Genomic DNA, 23,425 nt, shown 5'->3' with positions numbered 1-23,425 from the left:
CCCCCGGACCGCCCGCCCCCGGACCGGCCGGCCGCTGCCTGACGGCCGACTCACCCCACCCCGAGCAGATGCTCCATCGCCAGCTGGTCGAGCCGCTCGAAGGCCATCGACCGCTCGGCGGCCGCGTGCACGTCGAACGTCTCGTACGCCCCGCGGTCGGCGAGCAGCCCCGAAAGGCCGTCGGACGCTGTTGGTTCGGCGAGTTCGTGCAGGCGGGAGTCGCGCAGCGCCTGCGCCACGGCCGGGTCGGCGCGGAAGGCGGCGGCGCGCTCCTTCAGGATCAGGTAGTTTCGCATGCAGTTCTTCGCGGACTCCCACACCCCGTCGAAGCCGTCGGTGCGGACCGGCTTGAAGTCGAAGTGGCGCGGCCCCGCGTACCCGGCGTCCTCCAGCAGGTCGACGAGCCAGAACGCCTGCCGCAGATCGCCCGCCCCGAAGCGGAAGTCCTGGTCGTACTTGATGCCGGACTGGCCGTTGAGGTCGAGGTGGAAGAGCTTGCCCGCCCACAGGGCCTGCGCGATGCCGTGCGGGAAGTTGAGGCCGGCCATCTGCTCGTGGCCCACCTCCGGGTTCACGCCGACCAGTTCGGGGCGTTCGAGGCGCTCGATGAAGGCGAGGGCATGGCCGATGGTGGGCAGCAGGATGTCGCCGCGCGGCTCGTTCGGCTTGGGTTCGATGGCGAAGCGCAGGTCGTAGCCCTGCCCGGTGACGTACTCGCCGAGCAGGTCGAAGGCCTCCTTCATCCGGTCCAGGGCGAGGCGCACGTCCTTCGCACCGCCCGACTCGGCGCCCTCGCGGCCGCCCCAGGCGACATAGGTGGTGGCGCCGAGTTCGACGGCGAGGTCGATGTTGCGGATGGTCTTGCGCAGCGCGTACCTGCGTACGTCACGGTCGTTGGCGGTGAAGCCGCCGTCCTTGAACACGGGGTGCGTGAACAGGTTGGTGGTGGCCATCGGCACCTTCATGCCGGTCGCCTCGAGCGCGGTGCGGAACCGCTTGACGAGCGCCTCGCGCTCGGCGTCCGAAGACCCGAACGGCACGAGGTCGTCGTCGTGGAACGTCACCCCGTACGCCCCGAGCCCGGCGAGCCGCTCGACGGACTCCACCGGGTCGAGCGCGGGCCGCGTGGCCGTGCCGAACGGGTCGACGCCCCGCCAGCCCACGGTCCACAGGCCGAAGGTGAACTTGTCGTCGGGGGTCGGGATGAAGCGGTCCGCCATGATCGCCCCTTCGTCGCTGCGCGAGACCAATTTGTTTTCTGCACTTACTAATACTCCGGAAGCCACTCCCGTCAACAGTGCGGGGCAGGATGAGGTACGGAAGAGGGGGACTGCATGACCGGGTCGCAGGGCGTCCGACGGGCCACGGCAGCAAGGGTGTTGGCACTTCTCATGGCCTTGACGGCAGCGGTCGTCTGCTATCTGCTCCTCCGGGAGAAACCTCTGCCCAGCACGCTGGACAAGGCCCTCCAGGCGAAACTGAACGCGGCCGTGCGCACACCGGAGCCCGTGCCGCTGTCAGGGCTCACCGGGTTCGACTGGGACCGGGTGCAGGTCTTCGCGCACGGGACGGACAGCGGCGACGTCTCCGACGCGGTGGGCGATCCGGTCGAGTGGACCGTCTCCGCGACGTCCTACTCCGGCCCCTCCCTCTGGGTGTTCAGCGAGAACGGCGAGGCGGTGCGCGCGGTGCAGCTCGACGCCAACGTCCCGAAGGGCGGGCCGAGTTGGCCGCGCGGCGTCGAGGTGTCCGGTGGGCCGCACGCGAACGTCGTCACGCTGGCGCCGTCCGCGCGCGGCGCGCACGCCTCACACCGCGAAGACCTGCCCGTCGTCCGCGAACGCCTTGAACTCCAGCGCGTTGCCCGCAGGGTCGAGCAGGAACATCGTCCACTGCTCGCCCGGCTGCCCCTCGAAACGGACGTACGGCTCGATCACGAACTGCGTGCCCGCGTCCCGTAGCCGCTGGGCGAGCTTCTGGAAGTCGGGGATCGTCAGGATCAGCCCGAAGTGCGGTACGGGGACGTCGTGGCCGTCGACCGGATTGTGCACGCGCTGCGGGCGTGCGGGGGCGAGGTGGGTGACGAACTGGTGGCCGTGCAGGTTCCAGTCGACCCAGGTGTCCGCGCTGCGCCCCTCGTCGAGGCCCAGGACCTCGCCGTAGAAGTGGCGGGCGGCGGTCAGGTCGTCGACGGGCATGGCCAGGTGGAACCGCGGGATCCGTGCGCCGAGTTCGGTCATGACGGTGCCTTTCTGTGAGCCGGTCACGGGGTCGGGGCGGCGAGCCGTCACTGGGCCCAGCCCAAGGGGTGCGGGCCGGACGCCTCGCCGGCCGCCGGGGCGGGCGGTTCGCCGCTCGCCTCGCTGAACGCGGTGAGCGCGGTGACGAGGTCGGCGCGCCGTTCGGGCGTGAGGCGCTCGACGATGGCGGCGATCTCCTGCCGGCGGCGCGTGGTGACGTCCGCGACGGTGCGGCTTCCCTCGCCGGTGAGCTGCAGGAGCGTCTCGCGGCGGTTGTCGGGGTTCACCCGCCGGTCCGCGAGTCCCGCCGCGATCAGCCGGTCCACCATGCGCATCGCGGTCGAGGGCGCGACCCCCAACAGCTCGGCCAGGTCGACGAGTTTGGTGGCCCCGCGGCTCGACAGCACCATCAGCATCCGGAACTGCGGGAGCGTCACCCGGTCCTCGACGGCGGCGAGCGAGCGCGCGGAGACGGCGACAAGCACACGCGACGCGGTCAGCACGGCCCGCGTGACCTCGTCCACGTCGACCGCGCCCTCGCCCGCACCGCTTCGCTCAGCCATACCTCTTTGTACCTCGCGGCCCCGCACCCCCGACAGCACGCGTCACCGGACCCGAAATCTCTCCCGTACGCACGTTCCTCCGCCTATGGCGGGCAGCCTCCCCCGCATTTAGACTATGCAAAGATTGCGTGGAACCATTGCGGACGCCGGGTGCTCGTCACCCGTTCCCGTCCGGCCAACGACCTGTCGGGGGAAGGGACGTCGATGGCACCCGAACTGCCCGCGGACCACAACCCACCGGCGGACCCGAGCCGAGCCGCAGGCCCGAACCGCCCTCAACTGCCGCGCGGCGTACGGCGATTGCTCGCCAGGCTGCCCATCGCCCTCTACCGCGCGGGCCTCGGACCGCTGTTCGGCGGGCGACTGCTGCTGCTCCACCACGTCGGCCGCAGCACCGGGCTCGACCGGCGCGTGGTCCTGGAGGTCGTCGCCCACGACCGCGAGCGCGGCAGCTGGACCCTCGCCTCCGGCTTCGGCCCGAAGGCCGCCTGGTACCAGAACCTCCGCAGGACCCCGACGGCCACCGTCCAGGTCGGCAACCGCCGCCACGCGGTCACCGCGCACTTCCTCACCGCGGACGAGGGCGGCGAGATCCTCGCCCGGTACGCACCCCGACACCCGCGCACGGCCCGCCGGTTGTGCGCCTTCATGGGCTTCGACGTGGACGGCAGCGCGGACTCGTACCGCGCCGCGGGCCGCCGCATCCCGTTCGTACGGCTCGACTCCTCCCCCGGGGGCGGCTGACATGCGCCGCGACGAGCAGCCGGGCCTGCCGGACGACGTGTGGCAGAAGTTCCTGCGGGACAGCGAGGCCGAGATACGCCGGACCGCGCCACGCGAACCCTCCGCCCGTGAGCGCGCAGCCAAGGCAGCGGCGAGCGCGGCGGCCCTCACGCCGACGGAACCCGCGCGCGCTGCGGAACCCGCACCGCCCGACCCGGACGCCATCGGCGAACTCTGGCTCCCCCGCCCGCAACGCGAGGCGGCGCACTGGCGCGACCTCGACAGCCGGGGCCGACTCCGCCGCGCCGTACGGGTGTTGGGCGCGGCGGCGGTGTTCGCAGCCGCCCTGGCCCTGGTCTCGCTCCTGCCGAACGGCGGCTCGCCCTCGCCGGTCGACCGCCCCGGAATCGTCCTGCAGGAACCGAAGCCCGCTCCGACGGAACAGCCCACGGCCGAGGCGTCCCCGTCCCCCGCGGTCTTCAGCACTCCTTGAGGAAAGGGCACAGCGCCCTACTCCTCGAACTCCTTGAACTCCTTGAACTCCTTGAGGAAGGGGCGCAGCGCCCTCTCCGTGGCCTCCCGCATCCGCCGCTGCAGCCGCCGCGGATCGGCCAGCGCGTCCGGCTCGGCGAGCAGCACCTGCGACGCACCGGCGACCGCGCCGATGAATGCCCCGACCAGGGCGGCCGCCTGCACCGCGTCCAACTCGTCGGGAAACGCGGCCTGCAGCCGCTCGGCGATCTGCACCTGCGCGTCGAGCTGCTCCCGCAGCGCCCTGCCCCGTACGACGGGAACGGACTGCGCCAACCGCAGGCGGAGGCGGGCCATCGAGCCGGCCATCTCCGTGTCGGTCTCGTGCACGTCCCGCAGCGCCCGCGGCAGCAGGTCGGCCGGGTGGTCCCCCGGCTCGCACGCGTCGATCGCGGCGACGGCGGCCGCGACGCGGGCGTCGCTCTCCGGGAAGAGCAAGGCCTCCTTGCTCGCGAAGTAGCTGAAGAAGGTCCGCGTCCCGATCTCGGCCCCCGCCGCGATGTCGGCGATCGTCGTCCCCTCGTAGCCGCGGCGCTCGAAGAGGTCGGCGGCGTCCAGGATCGCCTGCCGGGTGCGTTCGCGTTTGCGCTCACGGTGCGAAGTGGGCCGGTTACCGACGCAGTCCACCGGAGACGCCGTCGAGCCGCCCCGGTCCGACCAAGAGCCTGCCGTTCGGATCTTGCCGGGGTCGCGGACCCGGCGACTCGCCCTCGGCCCCGAGCAGGCGTACGCCCGGCACCTGGGGGTCTGGGCCGCCCCCCTGCCCGTGGACGGCCTCGACCTCGACCGCCGCCGAGTGCTCCAGCACAACGCACCCGGCCGTGCCGTGGCCCTGCCCCCCGGCCACGGAAAGGGACGGCTCGTCCCTGGCCCTCGCCGGAGCGTCGACGCCGGCCGAGGCGCCGGCCGCGACGCGCACGGACCACGAGGCCGCGTTCCGCCGCTACGAGACGGAGCACCGGCGCTCGGCAGCGCCCGAGCAGCGGGCCGTCGGCGCGACCGCGCTGCTCATCCCGGCGAGCCGGATCGGCATCACGGCCAGGAACGCGGCCACACACCTGATCTGGCCCGCCAACTCCCCAGGTTCACACTGGAGTTGAGGTGCCCCTCATCGGCCCACGAGGGAATCGCCGGGCCGGAAGCGGGCGTTGAGAGCGGCATGAGCACCGATCAGCGCACGCTCACCAACCCGCCCACGCTCCACGACCCGACCCTGTTCGGCTACAGCCACGCCGCCTCCGCCCCCGGCGAGCTCGTCTTCATCGGCGGGCAGTACGCCTCCGACGCCACCGGCGCCGTCGTCGACGGCTCCTTCGCCGAGCAGGTGGAGCTAGGGCCTGTCGTTTGGATCTTGCCGGGGTCGCGGGGTGTGGCACGCACATCTGCGGCGTTGTCGTCGGTTGCCAACGCTCCGCGTTGACGCCCTCCTCCGCCTTGCAGCTGCACGCACCACACCCCGCTCAACTCGACCGGCAGTCACCGCCGACCAGTTCCGGCCTGATCCAAACGACAGGCCCTAGCCTTCGACCATCTGCTCTCGGCCCTGCGGGGGGGGGTCGGGCTCGGGTACGAGCACGTGGTGCGGCTCGGCACGTTCATCGTCGACCACGACCTGGACAAGCTGCAGATCGTCGGCAAGGCGCTGCACGCGCGCTTCGGCGACCGGCTGCCCGCCCAGACGCTGAGCGGCGTCGCCTCCCTCGCGCTGCCGGGCATGCTGTTCGAGGTGGACGCGGTGGCCGTTCGGCCCTAGCCGGCAGGGGGCCGAAGGTCCCTATCTCTCCGAAGTGACGCACCTCATGGCAGTTTTGGGTGATTCCCGGTCCTGCCCAGGCATACCGTTGAAGGGTGTTTTCGTTGGCCGAGATCAGCAGTGCGTACCGGACGCGGTTCGCGGAGTTCGCATTCGAGCCCGCGTTCGTCGCCATGGTCGATCAGCATGTCGCTGACGTACGCACGCGCCTCGACGCCGACGGCCCCGAGCTCGAACCGGCGGCGCCCGACTCCGAGAGGCTGGCCGACTACGCCCTCGGATTCGTGGACGCCCTGGCCGAGAACGACTGGCGCGAGCCGGTCGGGCACGACTATGCGGTGTGCCGGCTGACCGCGATCAGCTGGCTGGTGCACTCCCACGGCCTGCTGCCCGGAGTCCGGGACTGAGACGCGGCGGACGCAACCGACGCACCATAGCGACAGACGTGACAGACGTGACAGACGCGATCGACCCCGTCCGCTCGCGGTTCGGCACTGTGCCGGGCCGCAAGCGGACGGGGTCGGGTCGTTCCGCCGGCCGCGCGCTCACGGATGCGCGGCGCGCGGTCGCCTCACATCTGTGAGCCGCCGCCCCGGTGCTGTTCGCGCTCCTGCACCGGCTGGTTGGCCATGGCGTCCTCCCGCCCGGCCTGGTAGTCCGAGACGCCGCCGCGAGCGCGGGCCGTCTCCTGCTCTGCGGTGTCCATCCACCGCTCCCAGCGCTGCCGCATCGGCGTGATCATGCCGCCGCCCACGCCGACGATCAGGATGCCGGCGGCCGCCGCGAGCGCCGCGTACAGGATCGGCTGGCTCACCGAGGTGGCGATGCCCGCCTGGCCCAGGGCCGCGATCACGCCCAGCACCACGATGCAGGCCCAGACGATCTTGCCCACGGTCTCGCCGTACGAGGCCCTGGACAGGGCGCTGGTGACGATGGAGCGGACGGCGTTGGCGATGGCCATGGCCACCACGATCAGGACGACCGCGACGATCGCGCGCGGCAGCCAGGCCACGATGCCGTTGATCATCGCGCTGACCGGGTTGGGTCCGAAGACGCCGAGCGCCAGCTGAAGCGTGATCAGCATCAGGGCGTAGTACACGATCTTGCAGACGAGGCCTGTCAGGTCGAACTTCGACCCTTCGAGCATCCGTGCCGCGCCCGCCCGCTCCGCGAGCCGTTCCGAGCCCACCTTGCGCAGGACCCGGTCGAGCACCCGGACGATCAGCTTCGACACGAACCAGCCGATCGCCAGAATGATGACGAAGCCGAGGAGTTTCGGTACGAACTGCGCGATCTTGGACCACGCGTCATTGAGGCCTTGGGTGAAATTTACGGCGAGTGTGTTCATGGGAGCCCTTCGTCGGTGCGGTCCCCTTCCCACATCATGAGCAAGCCCCCACGCCGCGCGCCGCGCGATGGTGACCCATATGGATGACGGGCCGGGCTCCGAGGCCCTCGACGGGCTCGTCCGCCGCTCCGCTCGGCACCGCACCGTCGCGCCTACCGGTCGGCGGTCTCCACGGCCCCGGCCGCCCTCCGGGACCGGAGTGCGGGCTCCGGCTGCTCCGGCGGAGCCGCGTCCGGGACGGGCCTGCCGCCGTCGGGCTGTGCCGCGATCCTCGGCCGGTCGTCCGTACCCAGATAGGCGCGGCGCCAGCGCAGGAAAGGCCGCTCGATGCCGTGGAAGGTCACGACGGCGATGGCCAGACTGACCGGAAGCACGCCGAGCACCGTCGTGAGGAAGGCGTCCCATACGGGATTTCCGGTCGGCTCGATCCAGCGGTTCCGGGCGAGGAACACCGTGATGACGAGAAAGTGCAGCAGATAGACGGAGAAACTCATCTCGCCGAATTTCGCGACCGCCCGTGAGACCAGACACGTCGACGTGACCGTGGCCACATAAGTGAGAACGAGCAGCGCCCACACGAATCCCTCGACGTCGACCCAGACGAGCCGTACGGTGCGGCCCTCCGCATAGGCGTGGCTGCGGTTGAACGCCCAGATCGTGACGAGGGCAAGCGCCGAGGCGACGAGCACTTTCGCCGGGCTCCGGAACCGCTCACGGTGATGGACGAAGAGCCAGGCGGCCAGCATGCCGAAGAGAAACTGGTCGATACGGCCGGCGAGGCTGTAGTAGACGAGATCCTGCGCGGAGATCTTGCCGCCGCCGGAGAACCAGACGAGCGCGCGGATCACCGCGACCGCGGCCGTCAACTGGATCAGGGCGAGCGGGCCGCGGCGCGTGAGGATCCTGCTGAGCAGCGGGAACAGCAGATAGAACTGCAGCTCCACGGCGATCGCCCACCACATGTGCGAGACGCTGCCGAGGTGCAATGCGCCCGACAGATTGCCGAGGCCGACGAGCGACTGGACGACGGACAGCAGATCCGCGTCCGCCCGGTAGGCGCCGACGCCCATGACGATCAGGACCAGATAGAGCGGGAAGATCCGCAGGACGCGGTTGCCGATGAAGCGGCCGTAATGGATGTCCTTGCCCAGGGTGCCGATCGTGAAGATGAATCCGGAGAGCACCATGAAAAGAGTGACCGCGGTATGCCCTTCCACGACGAGCGCGCCGAAGGGATTGTCCGCGTAGAGCCTGCCCGCATGTCCTTTGTCGATCTCGTTGAGCAATTCATACGTGCCGTGGTACAGGAGCACGAGGAGGGCGGCGAAGGCCCGCAGGTGGTCCACCGACACGAGGTACTGACGGTTACTGCTCCGCACTAAGGGATCGACCTCTCACACATCGGGTCGCAGGCACGAGCGACCGGGAACGGCGAAGTCACAGCGTCATCGAAACCAAGCCGTACGAACGCCGGTGCTCTGCGCATGCGTAAGAAATCACTCACACGTATTCAGTTCCGGACGCCGATTGCGCCAGAAACACCAACGCGGCCGCGCGCACGCCCCTCCCCCATGGGGCGCGCGTACACCCTCCCAACGGACGGGCGGGGGGCGGGCGTTGTCCGTACACGCGTTCCCGGGGTCGTCGTCGTGAGTGATGGGGGGCTCGGGGTCGCTACCCCACGCGGTCCGAACTAGTTCCCTCTGTGGTCGGTCACTGCAGGAACGCTCCTGCAGCCGGATTCGGCCCGGGGGACGCAGGTCGTCTCACGCCGACGCACGGATGTGATCAGGAGCAGGACAGTGTTTGACCGCCTTCGTGGCTCGTCCGTTCGGCACGGCCGAGGCCAGAGGCAGCATCGGCAGCGGCCGGCGGCGACTGCAGGACCCGGCGAACTGGTCGGCAGGGAGGAGGAGTTGGCGCACCTGGACGGGCTGCTCGCCCGGCACCGGCTCGTCACCGTGACCGGTGCGGCCGGGATCGGCAAGAGCCGGCTGGCCCGTGCCGCGGCGGAGCGGCAGGGCGCGCAGGTGAGCCGGGCGCGCTGGTGGACCGAGGGCCCGGCCGGCGGCCCCGACGCGCTCACCGGGGTGGCCACGGCGCTCGGCCTGCCGGCCACAGCCGGCTTCGAGGAGGTCGTCGACGAGCTGCGCGCCCGGCCGCGGCTGCTGTTCCTCGACGACGTGGATCCGGTACGCCGCGACTGCCTCGCCCTGGTCCAGCGGCTGCTGCAGACGCTGCCCGAGCTGCGGGTCCTCACGTCGGGCCGGCAGCCGCTCGGTCTCGGCGACGAGCAGGTGCTCCGGCTCGGCCCGCTCTCCCTCGTGCCGTCGGGGGACGGCACGCCGAGCGCAGCGGCCCGGATGTTCCTGTCGCGGCTGCCTGCGCGCTCGGCGCACCTGGTCGGGACGGGCGCCGCGGGGCGGGCCGTGCTCGACATCTGTGCGCGGGTCCAGGGCGTGCCGCTCGCGCTGCGGCTCGCCGCCGAGCAGGTGGGCCGGCGGCCGCTCGCGGAGGTGGCGACGCTCGTCGAGTCCGCGCAGTGCCGCCTCGCCGGGGAGGCCGCCGGGACGTGGCGGCACCGCTCGCTGCACGCGTCGCTCGGCGCGAGCTACACCCTGTGCGAGCGGGCCGACCGCATCGCCTGGGCCCGGCTGAGCGTCCTCGGCGGCGACTTCGACGAGGACACCGCGGTGCACGTGGCCGCCGGAGGGCAGTTGCGGGCGCTCGACATCCCTGCCTGCCTGGCCCGGCTCACGCTCGCCTCGGTCCTGGAGCCGGTGCGCGACCCCGGGGGCGTACGGCCGGGCCGGTACCGGATGACGACCGCCGCGCGCGAGTTCGGCTTCGGGCGGCTGCGGGACGCGGGCGAGGCGGCGGAGGCGGTCGAGCGGCATCTGCTGTGGTGCCGGGACGCCGCCGAGTCCGCGCAACGGCTGTGGCAGGTGGGGCTGCAGCAGCAGGCGATCGCTCTCGTACGCGCCGAAGAGGCGAATCTGCGGGCCGCGCTCGTCCGGCCGCCGCAGACGACGGCGCAGGCCGAGACCGCGCTGTACGCCGTGGTGGCGCTCTGGTTCTGGTGGGGCGTGTGCGGGCACACCGGCCAGGGCCGCTCGTATCTGCAGCGGCTGCTGCCCCTGTTCCCCGAGGTCTCGCTGCTGCGGGCGCGGGCGCTGTGGCTGGCCGGGTGGATCGCGGTGCGCTGCGGTGAGGGCGACGCGGCGGATGCGCTGCGCGAGGCGGGCGAGGTGGCGGTGCTCGTCGGGGACGACACCACGCTCGGGCACGTCGCGGACGCCTCCGGGGTGCTCGCCGCGTACGCGGGCGACCGGGAGCTCGCGCTGGCCTGCCTGGAGGAGGCCGTGCAGCTGATTCCCGAGGACGTGTTCTACGGGCCTTCGGTGGCGCACAGTTGGGCGGTACTCGCCTGCAACCAGGCGCACACGTCCATCGCCGCGGCCCGCCGCTCGGTGCGTACGGCGGTGGCGCTGCGGCGCACCCGCGACGACCGGTGGGCGCGCTGCATGACGGGCTACGCGCTCGCTTTCGTGGACCACCTGGGCGGGCGGCCGGCGCGGGCCTGGCGACGTGCGCGGCGGGCGCTGCGGGACGCGGAGGCGCTGGGCAACCCGCTGGGCACGGTGGTCGTCGAGCGCCTCCTCGCGGAGATCCAGCACATCCCGGCCTCGGCCCCACCCCTCCCCGACCGCCGCCGCATCCCCCGCAAACGCCCCACCACACCGACCCGCTACGCAGAACTCGGCGGCGAAGACCCCCTCACCCGACGCGCGGCACGACCTCGTTGAGGCCCGTGGGCGGTCCGTGCGCTGGAAGCGTGGAGGCTCAGCTGCCGTCCACCGGAGGCAGTGGGTGGGTGCGGGCGATGAGGACTGCTACGTCGTCCGGGTCGCCGTGGCGGCGGAGTTGGGTGAGGAGCAGGTCGCAGGTCTCCTCGAGGGAGCGGCGGGGCTGGTCGAGGATGTCGATGAGGGTGGTGAGACGGTCGCCGATGTCCTGGTCGCGGGTCTCCACCAGGCCGTCGGTGTAGAGCAGCAGCTCGTCGCCGTCGGTGAGGGTGAACTCGGCGGCCTCGAACGGCACTCCGCCCACGCCGAGGGGCGCGCCACTGGGCAGGGAGAGCAGTTGCGGGCGCTCGTCCGGGCGGCACCTGACGGGCGGGAGGTGGCCCGCGGTGGCGATGCGGCACAGCCCGGTGTGCGGGTCGTACTCGGCGTAGACGCAGGTGGCGAGGGTCTCGTCGAGTTCGCTCGCGATCCGGTCGAGGTGGGTGAGGACGTCCGCGGGTGCGAGCCCGAGCCCGGCCAACGTGCGGGTGGCGGTGCGGAGTTGGCCCATGGAGGCGGCGGCGTTGATGCCGCTGCCCATGACGTCGCCGACGACGAGGGCGGAGCGCTCGCCCGCGAGCCGGATCACGTCGAACCAGTCGCCGCCGACCTCACCGGCGGTGGTGGCGGGCTGGTAGCGGTACGCGATGTCGAGGCCGGGGGGCTTCGCCGGCCGGTGCGGCAGCAGATGGCGCTGCAGGGAGAGCGCGGCGTGGCTCTGCTGCTGGTAGCCGCGGGCGTTGTCGATGGAGACGGCGGCGCGGGCGGCGAGTTCCCCGGCGAGCAGCAGGTCGTCGTGGTCGAAGGGCAGCGGGTTGCCGGTTCTGGCCAGGGTGAGGGCGCCGAGGACGGTGCCGCGCGCCTTCAGCGGGATGGCCATGTACGAGTGCGTGCCGGCCTCTTCGAGGAGGGCGGACACATCGCGGTCGCGGCCGATCCTGGCGAGGTCCTGCTCCCTGACGTGGGCGATGAGGGTGGGCCGGCCGGACCGTACGCACTGGGCGACGAGGCGGCTGGACTCGTACCGGGAGGTCCGGCCCGGGGGTTCGGAGGCGCGCTCGGCGAAGTCCGGGTGGGCGGCGGCGACGGCGACCGCGCGGAACAGGGCGCCTCCGGAGGCGGGCGGCCGGGCCGGACCGCTGAACTTCAGGACGCTGTCGAGGAGGTCCACGGCGGCGATGTCGGCGAACTCGGGCACGAGGCAGTCGGCGAGTTCGCGGGCGGTGCGGTCGAGGTCGAGGGTGGTGCCGATGCGCTCGGTGGCGTCGGCGATCATCGCGAGGCGGCGCTGGGCGCGGGCGGCGGCGGAGGCCGAGCGGTGCTGTTCGGTGATGTCGACGACGGACACGGCGAGGCCGATGACCCGCTCCTGGCCGGGGTCCTCCAGGCGGTAGAGGGAGACGGACCAGGCGTGGTCGCTGTCCGGGTCGGCGGGGGTGCGGCCCACGGTGAAGGTGTCGAGTGCGGGGGTGCCGGTGGCGAGGACCTCGCGCATCGCGGACAGGATGCTCTCGGCGTTCAGGAACGGCAGGGCCTCGGTGACGGTGCGCCCGAGGTGCTCGGCGGCGGGGATGCCGTTGATGCGTTCCAGGGCGGGGTTGACCATGACGTACCGCAGCTCGGTGTCCATCACGGCGAGGCCGATCGGGGACTGGCTGACGAGGCGGAGGGAGAGCGCCAGGTCCCGTTCCATGCGCTGCAGGGTGGCGCGTTCGGAGGCGAGCCCGAGGGCGTAGATGTTGCCCTCGGTGTCCTCCAGGCGCATGTTGCGGAACTCGGCGAGGCGGGTGCCTTTGTCCTTGTGGCGTACGGGAAAGACGCCGGCCCAGGGTTCGCCGCTGGCCATGACCTCGGTGAAGAGGGAGAGGACCAGGTCGAGGTGGTCCTCGTCGACGAGGATGCGGGCGGCGGGGCGGCCGAGGGCCTCGGCGGCGGTGTAGCCGAAGAGGGTCTCGGCCTGGGGGCTCCACAGGGCGATGCGGCCGTCGGAGTCGAGGACGACGGCGGCGACGCCGAGCACGTCGAGGAGGCCCCCGGGTTCCAGGAGTGGGTCGAGGTCTTCGGGGTCGAGGCCGGAAGGCAGCGCGTCCGCAGCGCTCATCGGTGCGCTCCCTTCTCCCGTCGGCCGCCGCACCTGGCCTCCCGAGTCTCCCCCGAGGTCGCGTGTTCTGTCTGCCCTCCGACGCGGCCGAAGATCTCTCCATCATCCCCATCGGGTGGGGGTGTCGCCATTCGCGTACGGGAAGTCGGGCGGAGCCGCCGGTGGGAGGCGCGGGAGCGGTGCGGGGCGTGGTGCGGGCCGGTCGGCGGGGGTGTCGGCGGACCCCGCCGGCCGGTCCGGGAGTGCGGGTCGGTCAGGCCCGGCCGAGGGGGCCCTGGCCGCCGAGCGGGGTGCGCATCAGGAGGACATAGAGGAGTGGCGAGACGACGAGGCCGGCGGGCAGGGCGAGGTCGATGCCGTCGAGGGCCTCGGCTATCGGCCCGGTGTAGACGGTGTTGACGCTGAGGGCGGACGCGGTGACGCCGCCGGCCAGGGCGCAGGCGCCGGCCCAGTTGACGCCGCCGTGGTACCAGAAGGGGCTCTGCCGGGACTCGTCGGTGAGGGCGGGGCCGTCGTACCGGTTGCGGCGCAGCGCGATGTCGGCGGCGTAGATCGACATGCTCGGGCCGAGCAGGACGACCGTGAGCTGCAGGACGTTGCTGACGGTGTCGAGGAAGTTGGAGACGAGCAGTGCGTAGAGGGTGAGGGAGACGGCGGCCGCGCCGTCGACGACGACGCTGTACGAGCGGCGGATGCGGATGCCGACGGCCTGCAGGGCGAGGCCCGCGCTGTAGGCGGTCAGGGCGTTGATGGCGATGGTGCCGAGGACGAGGGCGATGAGGAAGACGGGCGAGAACCAGTTCGGCAGGATCGATTCGAGGGCGGTCTGCGGGTCGCTCATGTCGAGGGTGGTGGCGGCCATCGCGCCGAGCCCGGACACGAGTACGCCGGGCACGAACGCGCCGAGCGCGGTCCAGCCGAGCACGGCCTTGGCGGAGCTGGTGCGCGGCAGGTAGCGGGAGAAGTCCGCGCTGGTGGTGTACGAGAGCGGGCCGGAGGCGATGAGGGTGACGCCGGCGAGCAGCACGGCCCACAGCTGTGTGCCGGTGAGCGGTTCGGCGGGGGCGTACGAGAAGTCGGTGTGCTGGACGACGGCGATGGCGACGGCGGCGAACACGGCGGTGAGGGCCAGGGTGATCGGCAGGTAGAGCTTCATGATCATGGCGTGGCCGTAGACGCTGATGGTGAGCGTGAGGACGGCGATGGCGATCACGACGGCGATCTGCACGCCGGTCGTGGCCCGGATGCCGGCCCACTCGACGAGCGCGAAGCCGGCGGTCGCGGCGGCGGCCAGGTTCAGCGCGAAGTAGCAGACGGAGATCGTCCAGCCGGTGACGGCGTTGTTCACGCGGTTGCCGCGGACGCCGTAGAGGGCGCGGGTGATGACCTCGCTGGGCGCGCCCGCCGCGGGCCCCGAGACGGCGAGGAATCCGGTGAGCAGCCAGAAGAGGTTGCCCACGACGATCGCCGCGAGGGCCTGCCAGATGTTCAGGCCCATGAGGACGAGAGCGCCGCCGACCACAAGGCTCAGATAGGTCACGCCGCCGGCGGCCCAGACGGAGAACAACTGCCGTGGCCGGCCGTAGCGTTCGCCCTCGGGAATGTGGTCGATGCCGTGCGCCTCGACGTGCGTGGCGCGCTCGGTTCTCGGTGGATCAGCGGCCTCGCTCGCGGTCGGCTGTGGTTCGGGAAGTGTGGACGCCATGGCCCCTCCGGGTGCTCGTACTACCCACCTGCTTGCTTATTGGTCGGGTACTCAATAGTATTCGGGGTATGCCGTCAAGCGTTCAGCGCAAGCGAGTCAGAAAATCTCCTGCCGCCCGACGTGCGGAAATCGTCGACGCAGCCGCCCACGTGGCCCTGGCCGAGGGGCTCGAATCGATCACCCTCCGCCGGATCGCCGACGACCTCGACGTACGTCCGGGGCTCATCAGCCACTACTTCCCGTCGGCCGAGGAACTGGTGGCCGAGGCCTTCGGGCGGGCCGCGGGGCGCGAGCTCGACGCCCTCCTGCCGGACCAGCGTTCCGAGGGCTCCCCCGCCCACTACCTGGCCCGTTTCTTCGCGCTCGCGACCGGTTCCGCATACGACGACGTCTCCCGGCTCTGGATCAACGCGCGGCATCTGAGCCGCTACCGGCCGGCGCTGCGCGAGCGGGTCGAGGTGCAGGAGGCCGCCTGGCGCGAGCGGTTCGCCTCGGTCATCGGGGACGGCGTGCGGGACGACGGATTCCGCACCGACAACCCGCTTCTGACGGCCATTCACATCCTGGTCGTGCTCGACGGACTCGGCGCGCACGCCAACACCGGCACCGTGGACCGCCCCAAGGCCGTGACGTCGATGGCCGTGACGACGGCCGAGCGTGAACTCGGCCTGGAGAGCGGCACGTTGAGCGACCTCGCGGACACCATGACCGAGGCCGACCTGGCTCGCTCCTAGGTCGTGTACGTACATCCCCCCCTACCCTTGACCGCGCGGCTTCCCCGCGCCTCGACCTGGAGTTTTCGTGCGCACTCCCCTCGTCCTGCTCTCCGCCCGCCTGCTCGACCCGCTGACCGGTGGGCTGCTGCCGCAGACCGCGCTCGCCGTGTCCGACGGGCGGATCGCCGCGCTCGGCGACGACCGGGAGATCCGGGAGCTCGCCGACGCCTCGACCGAAGTGCTCGACCTGGGCGGCGCCGTCGTCACGCCCGGCCTCGTCGACGGGCACCTGCACCCCGTCTCCGGCGCGGACCTGACCCAGGGCCTCGACCTCTCGGGCTGCACCGACCTCGACGCCGTACGGGAGGCGCTCGCGCTCGCGGTGCGGGACCTCGGCCGCGGGGAGTGGCTGCGCGGCTGGGGGCTCGACCCGAACGTGTTCGGGGACCGGCCCGTGGAGTCGGCCGCGCTCGGCCCCGTGCTCGACGGGGTGCCCGCGCTGCTCCAGCTCTTCGACGCCCACTCGATGCTGGCGAGCCCGCGCGCCCTGGAACTCGCGGGCGTCCACGGCCCGCGCACCTTCGACCAGGCCGCCGAGGTCGTCTGCGACGCGTCCGGCCGCCCCACCGGACTGCTCCTGGAGGACGCGGCGTGCGAGCTGGTCGAGCGCGCCGCGCCACAGCCCACGCGGGCGAAGCGGCGGGCCCGACTCGCCGCCGTCCTGCGGGAGATGGCCGCCTCGGGCCTGACCGGCGGACACGCGATGGACGCGGCCGGCGACAGCCTGGCGTTCTACAGCCAGCTAGAGGTCGCGGGCGAACTCCCGCTGCGGCTGCGGGTCTCCCCCTGGTGCCAGCCGGGCGTGAGCCCGTACGGGCTGCGCGCCCTCATCGAGCAGCAGGGCCTCGGCGGTGCGCTGTGGCAGGTGGACGGCGTGAAGCTGTTCATGGACGGCACCATCGACAACGGCACGGCCTGGCTGGAGCACCCGGACTGCCACGGCGAGTCGACGCTCGCCTTCTGGCCCGAGCCCGAGGCGTACACCCGCGTCATCGCCGAGCTGCACCGGGCCGGCGTGCCCACCGCCACCCACGCCATCGGCGACGCCGCCGTGCGGCACACCCTCGACGCGGTGGCGCTCGCGGGCGGCGGCCCGGCCAGTGGCGTACGGCATCGGGTCGAGCACATCGAGACCGTGCCGGACGACACCCTGCGGCGCTTCGCCGAGCTCGGCGTCGTCGCGTCGATGCAGCCCACGCACTGCTGCGACTTCACGCGGGCCGACCACACCGACAACTGGTCGCGGCGGCTCGGCGAGGAACGGGCGGCGCGCGCCTGGCGCTGCCGCGACCTGTGGGACTCGGGGGCCACGGTGGTGCTCGGCTCGGACTGGCCGATCGCCCCGTACCCGCCGCTGCAGGTGATGGCGGGCGCCCGGCACCGCCGCCCGAGCCGCGACCTGACGCAGCCGCCGCACGGACCCGAACAGGCCCTCACCGCCCTGGAGTCGCTGCGCGCCATGACGGTCAACGCGGCGTACGCGGCGGGCGAGGAGGACCGGGCCGGGCAGCTCGCCGTCGGCCACCGCGCCGACCTCACGGTGTTCGCGGAGAGCCCGCTGACCACCGCCGCCACGGACCTGCCGGAACTGCCGGTGCTCCTCACGGTCCTGGACGGCCGGCCGACGCACCGGGCCGACACGGTCTGAACCGCCGCCCGAACTCCCCACCCGATCCGGGGAGTTCGGGCGATGTCCGGGTTCCGTCGGGTCACTCCTGCGGGAGGCGGTGCACCGGTCCGGCCTGCTGCGCTCACGACCGGCAATAGCGGACGCGTGAGCCGATGCCGAGTCCGATATCGCCAGTGAGGTGAATAACAACACCATTTGACCGCATACCGGATAGACAATCCCCTTCGAGCGGGTAGCAGTGGCCGACGTCGGACGCCGTGTCCGACGTTCAGGAATGCGCGAGTCCACCCCGTCGCCGAACCGGCCCGGGACAGCCCGCGCTCTCCTGCTCTTCATGAAGGGAAACTCATGGCCTCAGTCAAGATGGGTGTCGGTCGGGCCGCACTCGGCGTCGCCTTCGCCGCATCCCTCGTCGCCACGACAGCCGGCACGGCGCACGCCGCCGCGGGCGAGAGCTCGGCCTACGGCGCCGCGGCGACGCTCGGCACAGTGGTCGACATCCCCGAGACCGCCAAGTCCGCGTACCCCGGCGGCCCGCCGTCGGCCGACCTGGCCACGCTCGCGCTCGGGGGCATGGGCTCCGTCAACGCCCTCAGCACCACGGCGACCGGCGACTCCACCACTGGCGTCACTCAGTCGACGGCGCGGACGGCCCAGGCCAGTCTGAACCTGGACGCTGCCACCGTCGGGGCCGACGCCGTCACCGCGACCTGTGACGCCAAGCCCGGCTCGGACCCGACCGGCTCGGCGACCGTCACGAACGGTGCGGCCACCACCCCGCTCAGCATCGGCGACGTGACGTTCCCGGCCAACCCGGCCCCGAACACGGACGTGACCCTGCCCGGCGGTCTGGGCTCCGTCGTGCTCAACGAGCAGATCACGAACCCCGACGGCTCCCTGACCGTCAACGCGATGCACATCAAGGTGGCCTCGCCGACCCATCTCGCCGGTGACGTCGTCATCGCCTCGGCCACCTGTAAGGCGGGCACGGCCGATGAGGGCGCGATCACCAACGTCGCGGTCGACGAGAACGGCGACCGCCTCGGCGGCGTCGCCTTCGAGCTGCGGGAGGACGGCGCGCGCGTCGCCGCCCCGTCGTGCACCGGTGGCGAGAACGGCAGCTGCACGTTCCCGAACCTGGCGAACGGCCAGTACGAGGTCTGCGTGACGGACGTTCCCGACGGCTACAAGATGCCGAAGCCGCGCTGCAAGGACAACATCGACGTCAATGACAACCACCGCTGGGTCCGCTTCGTGATCCCGGAGGAGAACGGGAAGAAGAAGGGCTGACGCCTGATCCCCTGAACGGGGCGGGCGGGGCGGCTGATCAGCCGCCCCGCCCGCCTTTTGTGTTGTTCAGCTGTCGTGCGCGGTCATTCCCGCAGGGCCGCGTCCAGCTCCGCGGCCGTCGGCGGCCGGTCGGCCGCCGGGTCCTGGGCGATGCCGAACGAGCCGAAGCCCTGGGCGATCAGCACGTCGTCCGTGTAGGTGCCGTTGCGCTTGCCGGTGCCGGGCTTGGTGCCCCAGACGTACACGCGGTCGCCGACCTTGAGGAGGTCGAACAGCCGCTTCGCGTCGGCCGCGTACATGTTGACGCAGCCGTGCGAGCCCGACTTGAACAGGTCGTTGTAGGTGCCGTGGAAGGCCTGTCCGCCGTTGAAGAACTGCGAGTGCGGCATGGGGGCGTTGTCGTAGAGCGTCGAGAAGTGCCGGGCGCGCTTCAGGTAGATCTTGTGCCAGCCGCGCCGGGTCTCGTAGCCGTCCTTGCCGCTGCGGATCGGGACGGGCGCGAAGACGACCTTCTTGCTCTTCTGCACCCACAGGATCTGCCGGTTCAGGTCCACACAGGTGACGCGGTACGTGCGGACCGGGCACTTGCCGTCGGCGTTGGGGTTCTTCCTGACCTCGTGGACGAGGAGCATCCGGTACGTCTTCAGCGTCGCCTTGCCGTCGGCGGGCTTGATGCCGAGGCGCTTCTGGAGGTTGCGGATGGCGATGCAGTCCTCGGTGCTCTGGACGCCGTCGCGCGGCAGCCCGAGCTTCTTCTCCAGCTGCCACTGGTAGGCGCCGGACGTGGCGTTGCAGGGCTTCTCCGGGGCGCTTCCGGGCGGGCCCTCCTGAGCGAGGGCCGGCGAGGAGGCCAGTAACTGACCGGCCAGGACCGCGGAGCAGGCGAGGCCTGCGGCGAAAGACAGACGCGACGACACGACGCGCACCGCCCTTTCTCCCTGCGAGAGGGAATGGGAAATGTGACTCTGCATCGGTTCTAGGCCGGGCGGGCTGGGTCCGCCGGGCAACTGCTCCGCATGGCCGAGCGGATCGGGCCCACAGTTCACCTGTGTCGTTGCGGGGCTTTCGGCACTTCGCATGCGTGCGCGCGCCCCTGAGGGCCCGTGAGGGCGCGACGGGCCTCCTGATGCGGTGAACGGGGCGTCGCGGCGGGCCAGTTCGGCCGTACCCCGACGGAGCCCGAAGAAGACGGGCCGGGGCGCCGCGCGGTGTGCGTCGGCCGGGTGGCATGCTCAATGCCGTCCGCGCTCGCGCGGGCCCAACTGCCGTTGTCTGCAAGGAAGATGGGGAGGCGCCACGATGGCCGACCACGACCTGTCGGGGTTCGAGCGGGGCTCGTTCACGCACGGCGGGGCCACCCATGGCGTGCTGCGGCGCGGCAGTGGTCCGGCCGTCGTCGTCATCGCCGAGATCCCCGGCATCACACCCAAGGTCCTCGCCTTCGCCGAGCGCGTGGCCGCGATCGGGTGCACGGCGGTGCTGCCCGTCCTCTTCGGCACGCCGGGGCGGGACCCGCACCCGGACGCGCACGGCAAGCTGAAGGCCGGGGCGTATCTGGCGTCGAGCATCCTGCGGGTCTGCGTGAGCCGGGAGTTCACGGCGTTCGCGGTCGGCCGCAGCTCCCCGGTCGTGGACTGGCTGCGGGCTCTCGCCGCGTACGAGCACGAGCGGTGCGGCGGGCCCGGCGTGGGCGCGGTGGGGATGTGCTTCACCGGCGGGTTCGCCCTGGCCATGGCGGTCGACGAGCGGATGCTCGCACCGGTCCTCTCGCAGCCGTCACTGCCGCTTCCGGTGGGCGGTCGCCGCGCCGCCGGGATCGACATCTCCCCCGCCGACCTCGCCAAGGTCAAGGACCGCTGTGCACGCGAGGGGCTCCAGGTGCACGGACTGCGGTTCCGCGGCGACCGCTTCGTGCCCGACGAGCGGTTCGCGTTCCTCCGCCGCGAGCTCGGCAACGCGTTCGTGGCCGTCGAGCTGGACGACGCCGACGCCAACCCGGACGGCGTGCAGGCCCCGCACGCCGTGCTCACGGAGCACCTGATCGACGAGCCAGGGCAGCCGACGCGCGCGGCCCTCGACGGGGTGCTCGACCTGTTCCGTACGCGACTGCTGCCCTGAGGTCGCCTTCCGGCCGCGCTCCCCGTACGGGCCCTCACCGGTAGGGGCGTTCGCGCGGGGCTGCTTAACGTGAGGTCATGGACGAGCCGAGCGACGCGCAGCGCCCCCATCCTCCGCACGGAGCGCACGGCCGGCCGCCCTCACGCCGGGAGCGGTGGGAGGCGTTCAAGGAGTCGCCGTTCCTGCCCGCGACGGTCCTCGTGTTCATCCTCGCCGCGGCCGCCGGGCTGTTCGCGGGCAGCTACACGTACTCGATGGCCGACCCGACGCCCCGGCATGTGCCCGCCGCCGTGGTCGGCGCGCACGACTCGGAGCGCGGGCGGGCCTTCGTGGACGGCATGGAGAAGGCCCTGGACGCGACGCTCGCCCTGAAGCCGTACGACACCTACGCGGAGGCGAAGGAGTCGGTGGACGAGCAGCGGGCGTTCGCGATCCTGGACGTGCACGGGCAGGACCGCGTGACCCTCTCCGTGTCCGGGGCCTCGGGGGCCTCGGTGGCCCAACTGCTCGCCGAGGCGGGCGAGTCGGTGGGCGAGAAGCTGCGGATTCCGGTCACGGTGCGGGACGTCAAGCCGATGCAGCCGGGCGACCCGCGCGGCCTGGCGATCTTCTACATCTCGCTCGCGGCCGTGATCATCGGCTTCGTCGGGGCGATCCAGCTGTCCGTGCACGCGCGGAGCCTCAATCCGCTGGAGCGCATCGCGTACACGGTGGCGTACGCGCTGCTCGGCGGGTTCTCCATCGCGGCGGTGGTGGACTGGTGGCTGGGGGCGGTCGACCTGCCGTTCGTGGAGTCGTGGCTGATCCTCGCGCTGACGCTGTTCGCCTCGGGGATGGTGTTCACCATGTTCAACACCCTCTTCGGGCGCTGGGCGATGCTGCCGACCTGGGGGCTGATGGTGCTCCTCGGCAACCCGTCGTCGGGCGGTGCGGTCTCCTGGCCGCTGCTGCCGTCGCTGCTCGGGCACATCGGGCAGTGGCTGCCGCCGGGCGCGTCGGTGAACGCGCAGCACACGGCGGTGTACTTCGGCGGGCACCAGCATGCGTTCCCTTTCCTGGTGCTCGCCGGGTGGGCGCTGCTGTCGAGCGGAGTGTTCTGGTTCTGGCGCCACCGGCACCCGGGCGGGCGGCCCGCCGCACCCGCGCATGCCGCGGAGTGAGACGCGGGGGCGCCGGCTTCTGCGGGCGGCCGTGAAATCCCGTCGCGCCCGCCGCTGCCGGGCGGTTACCGTGACGCCATGTCCCCCGCCACCACCCAGCCCGGCCCTGCCCGCGAGCGGCCGCCCAGCGGCAAGACGCACTACGTCTGCCTGCCGTGCCGTGTCTCGTTCAAGCAGCCCTACGACCGGGCCAGGCAACGGAGTTGTCCGCGCTGCGCCGGGCCGATGCTGCACGCCGGGTCGGCCTTCGCAGCGCCGCCGCGGCGGGACCGCGCGGCCTGGCGGACGCTCACGGTGCTCCTGAACGCGGGGGTGGGCTTCCACAAGAGTTGCTGCGGCGGCCCCGGCCACCGGCCGCGCTCACTGCGCGAGGTGCGGCAGAGCCTCGCCCACGCACGCCGCTACGACGTCCCCGTGGCGCGCGCCCTCACGCACCCCGCGCTCTGACGGCCGCGCGCCTCAGCCGGGCCCGGTGAGCAGGTCCATGCCCAGGGGCGTCAGGGTGTGGCGCACACGGTGGCGTTCTCTGGTGCTGACGATCAGGCCCGCTCCGCGCAGCACGGCGGCGTGTTCGCTGGCCGAGGAGAGCGAGACCCCCGCGTACTGCGCCAACTCGCTGGTGGTACACGGCTCTTGGAGGGTCTGCAGGACGGCGGCGCGGGTGTGCCCGAGGAGCGGCGCGAGCCTCCCGCAGGGCGAGAGCTGCTGCTCGGGCCGCGGCGCCCTGGCCGGGTAGACGAGGACGGGCAGCAGCGTCTCGTTGAGCAGCGCGACGGGCGTGCGGCGGCAGAAGTACGAGGGCACGAGGAGGAGTCCGCGGCCTTCCAGGTACATGTCGCGGTCCACCGGGTAGTCGGCGCACAGCACGGGCGGCTGCCAGCTGAGCATCGGGGCGAAGGTGCGCAGCATCGCGTCCGTGTCGCCGCGGACCTGCGTTCCCGTGCGGTGCAGCCGGTCGCGCGCGACGCGGGCGGCGATGTCCGGCCAGGCGGGGCCGAGCACGGACGCGTGGTACTGGCGCAGTGCCGTGCCGAGCCGCTGCAGCGTGTCCGTGTCGCCGTCGGCGAGTGAACGGGCCCAGGACGGCAGGGAGTTGGCGTCCGCGAGCATCCCGACCTCGCCGCGCAGCTGCCGGCGCGGGGTGCTCAGTACGGCGTCGATGCCCTCCTCAAGGCCGCCGGCGGCCGCCGCGGGCGTGAGGAAGTCCGGGAAGTAGCCGCGCTTCGGCATCAGCGGCGCGAGGATCCGCGACGCGGACCGGCCGCGGCTGCAGGCTCTGCGCCGCCAGGCGTCGAGCAGCGGTTCCGGCCGCTGCTCATGGAGTTGTTGCATGCTCAGGACGGTCTCCCAGAGCGGGTCCGGCCCGTCCGCGATCCTGGTGCGCGCCAGGTCACCGGCGCTGAAGTGCATTCGCAGCACGACTTCCCCCGAAGTCCCCCGAAGTTCTCGAGCGGCCCTTCGCCCCGATGCGCCCCGCACATCGGGAGAACGGCCGTTCTCCTGTCGCGACTGTAGTGACGAGAAACCATGGTTCTCAAGATGTCGAACGGGGCGCAAGGGGCAGTACCGGCGCATTCGGGCCACTCCGGGCGACCGCCCGCACGCCCTGCGCCGACCTGCTCACACCCCATGGACAGGGCCC

General features: G+C 72.2%; 21 protein-coding genes and 2 pseudogenes. 13 read left to right on the top strand and 10 right to left on the bottom strand.

Features of this window, described 5'->3' with window-relative positions; translation table 11 throughout:
- Positions 1–50 precede the first annotated feature (50 nt).
- The 3 genes from xylA to QIS96_RS14435 form a co-directional block, all read right to left on the bottom strand.
- Positions 51–1,220 (bottom strand): xylose isomerase, encoded by a 1,170-nt coding sequence (gene xylA, locus QIS96_RS14445; protein WP_282542954.1) that lies wholly within the window; start codon positions 1,218–1,220, stop codon positions 51–53.
- Between the two features lie 588 nt (positions 1,221–1,808).
- Positions 1,809–2,240 (bottom strand): VOC family protein, encoded by a 432-nt coding sequence (locus tag QIS96_RS14440; RefSeq protein WP_282542953.1) that lies wholly within the window; start codon positions 2,238–2,240, stop codon positions 1,809–1,811.
- A 47-nt stretch (positions 2,241–2,287) separates the two neighbouring features.
- Positions 2,288–2,803 carry a MarR family winged helix-turn-helix transcriptional regulator gene (locus tag QIS96_RS14435; RefSeq protein WP_282542952.1) on the bottom strand — a complete coding sequence of 172 codons (516 nt, stop codon included), beginning with the start codon at positions 2,801–2,803 and terminating at the stop codon, positions 2,288–2,290.
- A gap of 204 nt (positions 2,804–3,007) precedes the next feature.
- Here QIS96_RS14435 and QIS96_RS14430 point away from each other — a divergent pair, with 204 nt between their 5' ends.
- Both QIS96_RS14430 and QIS96_RS14425 read left to right on the top strand, forming a co-directional pair.
- Positions 3,008–3,547 carry a nitroreductase family deazaflavin-dependent oxidoreductase gene (locus QIS96_RS14430; protein WP_282542951.1) on the top strand — a complete coding sequence of 180 codons (540 nt, stop codon included), beginning with the start codon at positions 3,008–3,010 and terminating at the stop codon, positions 3,545–3,547.
- A 1-nt stretch (position 3,548) separates the two neighbouring features.
- On the top strand, positions 3,549–4,019 hold the full coding sequence (locus QIS96_RS14425) for a hypothetical protein (protein WP_282542950.1): 471 nt from the start codon (positions 3,549–3,551) through the stop codon (positions 4,017–4,019).
- Positions 4,020–4,036: 17 nt separating this feature from the next.
- Here the strand turns inward: QIS96_RS14425 and QIS96_RS14420 are convergent, their stop codons facing one another.
- Positions 4,037–4,684, bottom strand: a complete 648-nt coding sequence (locus QIS96_RS14420; RefSeq protein ID WP_282542949.1) for a TetR/AcrR family transcriptional regulator — start codon at positions 4,682–4,684, stop codon at positions 4,037–4,039.
- A 194-nt stretch (positions 4,685–4,878) separates the two neighbouring features.
- Between QIS96_RS14420 and QIS96_RS14415 the strand changes: the two genes are divergently transcribed.
- The 4 genes and pseudogenes from QIS96_RS14415 (at position 4,879) to QIS96_RS14400 (ending at position 6,217) form a co-directional block, all read left to right on the top strand.
- Complete coding sequence (locus tag QIS96_RS14415) at positions 4,879–5,157, top strand: hypothetical protein (protein ID WP_282542948.1); 279 nt, start codon at positions 4,879–4,881, stop codon at positions 5,155–5,157.
- A 59-nt stretch (positions 5,158–5,216) separates the two neighbouring features.
- A pseudogene (locus QIS96_RS14410) lies at positions 5,217–5,387 on the top strand (RidA family protein); the annotation flags it as partial.
- Positions 5,388–5,573: 186 nt separating this feature from the next.
- Positions 5,574–5,810 (top strand): annotated as a pseudogene (locus tag QIS96_RS14405) (RidA family protein); the annotation flags it as partial.
- Between the two features lie 95 nt (positions 5,811–5,905).
- Entirely contained in the window at positions 5,906–6,217 is a 312-nt protein-coding gene (locus QIS96_RS14400; RefSeq protein WP_282542947.1) for a DUF6401 family natural product biosynthesis protein, read from the top strand.
- Between the two features lie 164 nt (positions 6,218–6,381).
- Here the strand turns inward: QIS96_RS14400 and QIS96_RS14395 are convergent, their stop codons facing one another.
- Positions 6,382–7,158 (bottom strand): mechanosensitive ion channel family protein, encoded by a 777-nt coding sequence (locus tag QIS96_RS14395; RefSeq protein WP_282542946.1) that lies wholly within the window; start codon positions 7,156–7,158, stop codon positions 6,382–6,384.
- Between the two features lie 152 nt (positions 7,159–7,310).
- Positions 7,311–8,510: an acyltransferase family protein gene (locus QIS96_RS14390; RefSeq protein WP_282542945.1), complete on the bottom strand. Its 1,200-nt coding sequence runs from the start codon at positions 8,508–8,510 to the stop codon at positions 7,311–7,313.
- 432 nt (positions 8,511–8,942) lie between these two features.
- Here QIS96_RS14390 and QIS96_RS14385 point away from each other — a divergent pair, with 432 nt between their 5' ends.
- On the top strand, positions 8,943–10,964 hold the full coding sequence (locus QIS96_RS14385; protein ID WP_408907185.1) for an ATP-binding protein: 2,022 nt from the start codon (positions 8,943–8,945) through the stop codon (positions 10,962–10,964).
- Positions 10,965–11,001: 37 nt separating this feature from the next.
- Here QIS96_RS14385 and QIS96_RS14380 read toward each other — a convergent pair whose 3' ends face one another.
- Both QIS96_RS14380 and QIS96_RS14375 read right to left on the bottom strand, forming a co-directional pair.
- Complete coding sequence (locus tag QIS96_RS14380; RefSeq protein ID WP_282542943.1) at positions 11,002–13,104, bottom strand: SpoIIE family protein phosphatase; 2,103 nt, start codon at positions 13,102–13,104, stop codon at positions 11,002–11,004.
- Positions 13,105–13,357: 253 nt separating this feature from the next.
- On the bottom strand, positions 13,358–14,809 hold the full coding sequence (locus QIS96_RS14375; RefSeq protein WP_282542942.1) for a purine-cytosine permease family protein: 1,452 nt from the start codon (positions 14,807–14,809) through the stop codon (positions 13,358–13,360).
- A gap of 68 nt (positions 14,810–14,877) precedes the next feature.
- On the opposite strand from QIS96_RS14375, the gene QIS96_RS14370 reads away from it, so the two are divergent.
- The 3 genes from QIS96_RS14370 (at position 14,878) to QIS96_RS14360 (ending at position 18,505) form a co-directional block, all read left to right on the top strand.
- Positions 14,878–15,543 carry a TetR/AcrR family transcriptional regulator gene (locus QIS96_RS14370; RefSeq protein WP_282542941.1) on the top strand — a complete coding sequence of 222 codons (666 nt, stop codon included), beginning with the start codon at positions 14,878–14,880 and terminating at the stop codon, positions 15,541–15,543.
- Between the two features lie 67 nt (positions 15,544–15,610).
- Positions 15,611–17,233, top strand: a complete 1,623-nt coding sequence (locus QIS96_RS14365; protein ID WP_282542940.1) for an amidohydrolase — start codon at positions 15,611–15,613, stop codon at positions 17,231–17,233.
- A gap of 330 nt (positions 17,234–17,563) precedes the next feature.
- Positions 17,564–18,505 (top strand): choice-of-anchor P family protein, encoded by a 942-nt coding sequence (locus tag QIS96_RS14360; protein WP_282542939.1) that lies wholly within the window; start codon positions 17,564–17,566, stop codon positions 18,503–18,505.
- Positions 18,506–18,588: 83 nt separating this feature from the next.
- Here the strand turns inward: QIS96_RS14360 and QIS96_RS14355 are convergent, their stop codons facing one another.
- A complete protein-coding gene (locus QIS96_RS14355) occupies positions 18,589–19,431 on the bottom strand; it encodes a L,D-transpeptidase (protein WP_282542938.1) in 843 nt (280 codons plus the stop codon).
- Between the two features lie 373 nt (positions 19,432–19,804).
- Here QIS96_RS14355 and QIS96_RS14350 point away from each other — a divergent pair, with 373 nt between their 5' ends.
- From QIS96_RS14350 to QIS96_RS14340, 3 genes are all read left to right on the top strand, one after another.
- The gene (locus QIS96_RS14350) at positions 19,805–20,623 is read left to right on the top strand and encodes a dienelactone hydrolase family protein (protein ID WP_282542937.1); all 819 of its coding nucleotides are present in this window, start codon (positions 19,805–19,807) and stop codon (positions 20,621–20,623) included.
- Positions 20,624–20,700: 77 nt separating this feature from the next.
- On the top strand, positions 20,701–21,783 hold the full coding sequence (locus QIS96_RS14345; protein ID WP_282542936.1) for an ABC-2 transporter permease: 1,083 nt from the start codon (positions 20,701–20,703) through the stop codon (positions 21,781–21,783).
- 78 nt (positions 21,784–21,861) lie between these two features.
- On the top strand, positions 21,862–22,230 hold the full coding sequence (locus tag QIS96_RS14340; RefSeq protein WP_282542935.1) for a deoxyxylulose-5-phosphate synthase: 369 nt from the start codon (positions 21,862–21,864) through the stop codon (positions 22,228–22,230).
- 12 nt (positions 22,231–22,242) lie between these two features.
- On the opposite strand, the gene QIS96_RS14335 is transcribed toward QIS96_RS14340, so the two are convergent.
- Positions 22,243–23,193, bottom strand: a complete 951-nt coding sequence (locus QIS96_RS14335) for a winged helix-turn-helix domain-containing protein (protein ID WP_282543046.1) — start codon at positions 23,191–23,193, stop codon at positions 22,243–22,245.
- Positions 23,194–23,425 lie beyond the last annotated feature (232 nt).

The organism is Streptomyces cavernicola (genome assembly GCF_029968035.1).
In the GTDB taxonomy this organism is placed as follows: Bacteria; Actinomycetota; Actinomycetes; order Streptomycetales; family Streptomycetaceae; genus Streptomyces; species Streptomyces cavernicola.
Note: the sequence above shows the minus strand (reverse complement) of the source record. Positions and strands in the feature narration are given on the sequence as shown.

What these genes read in the sequence shown, in the direction of transcription:
- xylA (WP_282542954.1), bottom strand. Translation starts at nt 1,220, where the DNA reads ATGGCGGACCGCTTCATCCCGACCCCCGACGACAAGTTCACCTTCGGC.
- QIS96_RS14440 (WP_282542953.1), bottom strand. Translation starts at nt 2,240, where the DNA reads ATGACCGAACTCGGCGCACGGATCCCGCGGTTCCACCTGGCCATGCCC.
- QIS96_RS14435 (WP_282542952.1), bottom strand. Translation starts at nt 2,803, where the DNA reads ATGGCTGAGCGAAGCGGTGCGGGCGAGGGCGCGGTCGACGTGGACGAG.
- QIS96_RS14430 (WP_282542951.1), top strand. Translation starts at nt 3,008, where the DNA reads ATGGCACCCGAACTGCCCGCGGACCACAACCCACCGGCGGACCCGAGC.
- QIS96_RS14425 (WP_282542950.1), top strand. Translation starts at nt 3,549, where the DNA reads ATGCGCCGCGACGAGCAGCCGGGCCTGCCGGACGACGTGTGGCAGAAG.
- QIS96_RS14395 (WP_282542946.1), bottom strand. Translation starts at nt 7,158, where the DNA reads ATGAACACACTCGCCGTAAATTTCACCCAAGGCCTCAATGACGCGTGG.
- QIS96_RS14380 (WP_282542943.1), bottom strand. Translation starts at nt 13,104, where the DNA reads ATGAGCGCTGCGGACGCGCTGCCTTCCGGCCTCGACCCCGAAGACCTC.
- QIS96_RS14375 (WP_282542942.1), bottom strand. Translation starts at nt 14,809, where the DNA reads ATGGCGTCCACACTTCCCGAACCACAGCCGACCGCGAGCGAGGCCGCT.
- QIS96_RS14370 (WP_282542941.1), top strand. Translation starts at nt 14,878, where the DNA reads ATGCCGTCAAGCGTTCAGCGCAAGCGAGTCAGAAAATCTCCTGCCGCC.
- QIS96_RS14360 (WP_282542939.1), top strand. Translation starts at nt 17,564, where the DNA reads ATGGCCTCAGTCAAGATGGGTGTCGGTCGGGCCGCACTCGGCGTCGCC.
- QIS96_RS14350 (WP_282542937.1), top strand. Translation starts at nt 19,805, where the DNA reads ATGGCCGACCACGACCTGTCGGGGTTCGAGCGGGGCTCGTTCACGCAC.
- QIS96_RS14345 (WP_282542936.1), top strand. Translation starts at nt 20,701, where the DNA reads ATGGACGAGCCGAGCGACGCGCAGCGCCCCCATCCTCCGCACGGAGCG.
- QIS96_RS14340 (WP_282542935.1), top strand. Translation starts at nt 21,862, where the DNA reads ATGTCCCCCGCCACCACCCAGCCCGGCCCTGCCCGCGAGCGGCCGCCC.
- QIS96_RS14335 (WP_282543046.1), bottom strand. Translation starts at nt 23,193, where the DNA reads ATGCACTTCAGCGCCGGTGACCTGGCGCGCACCAGGATCGCGGACGGG.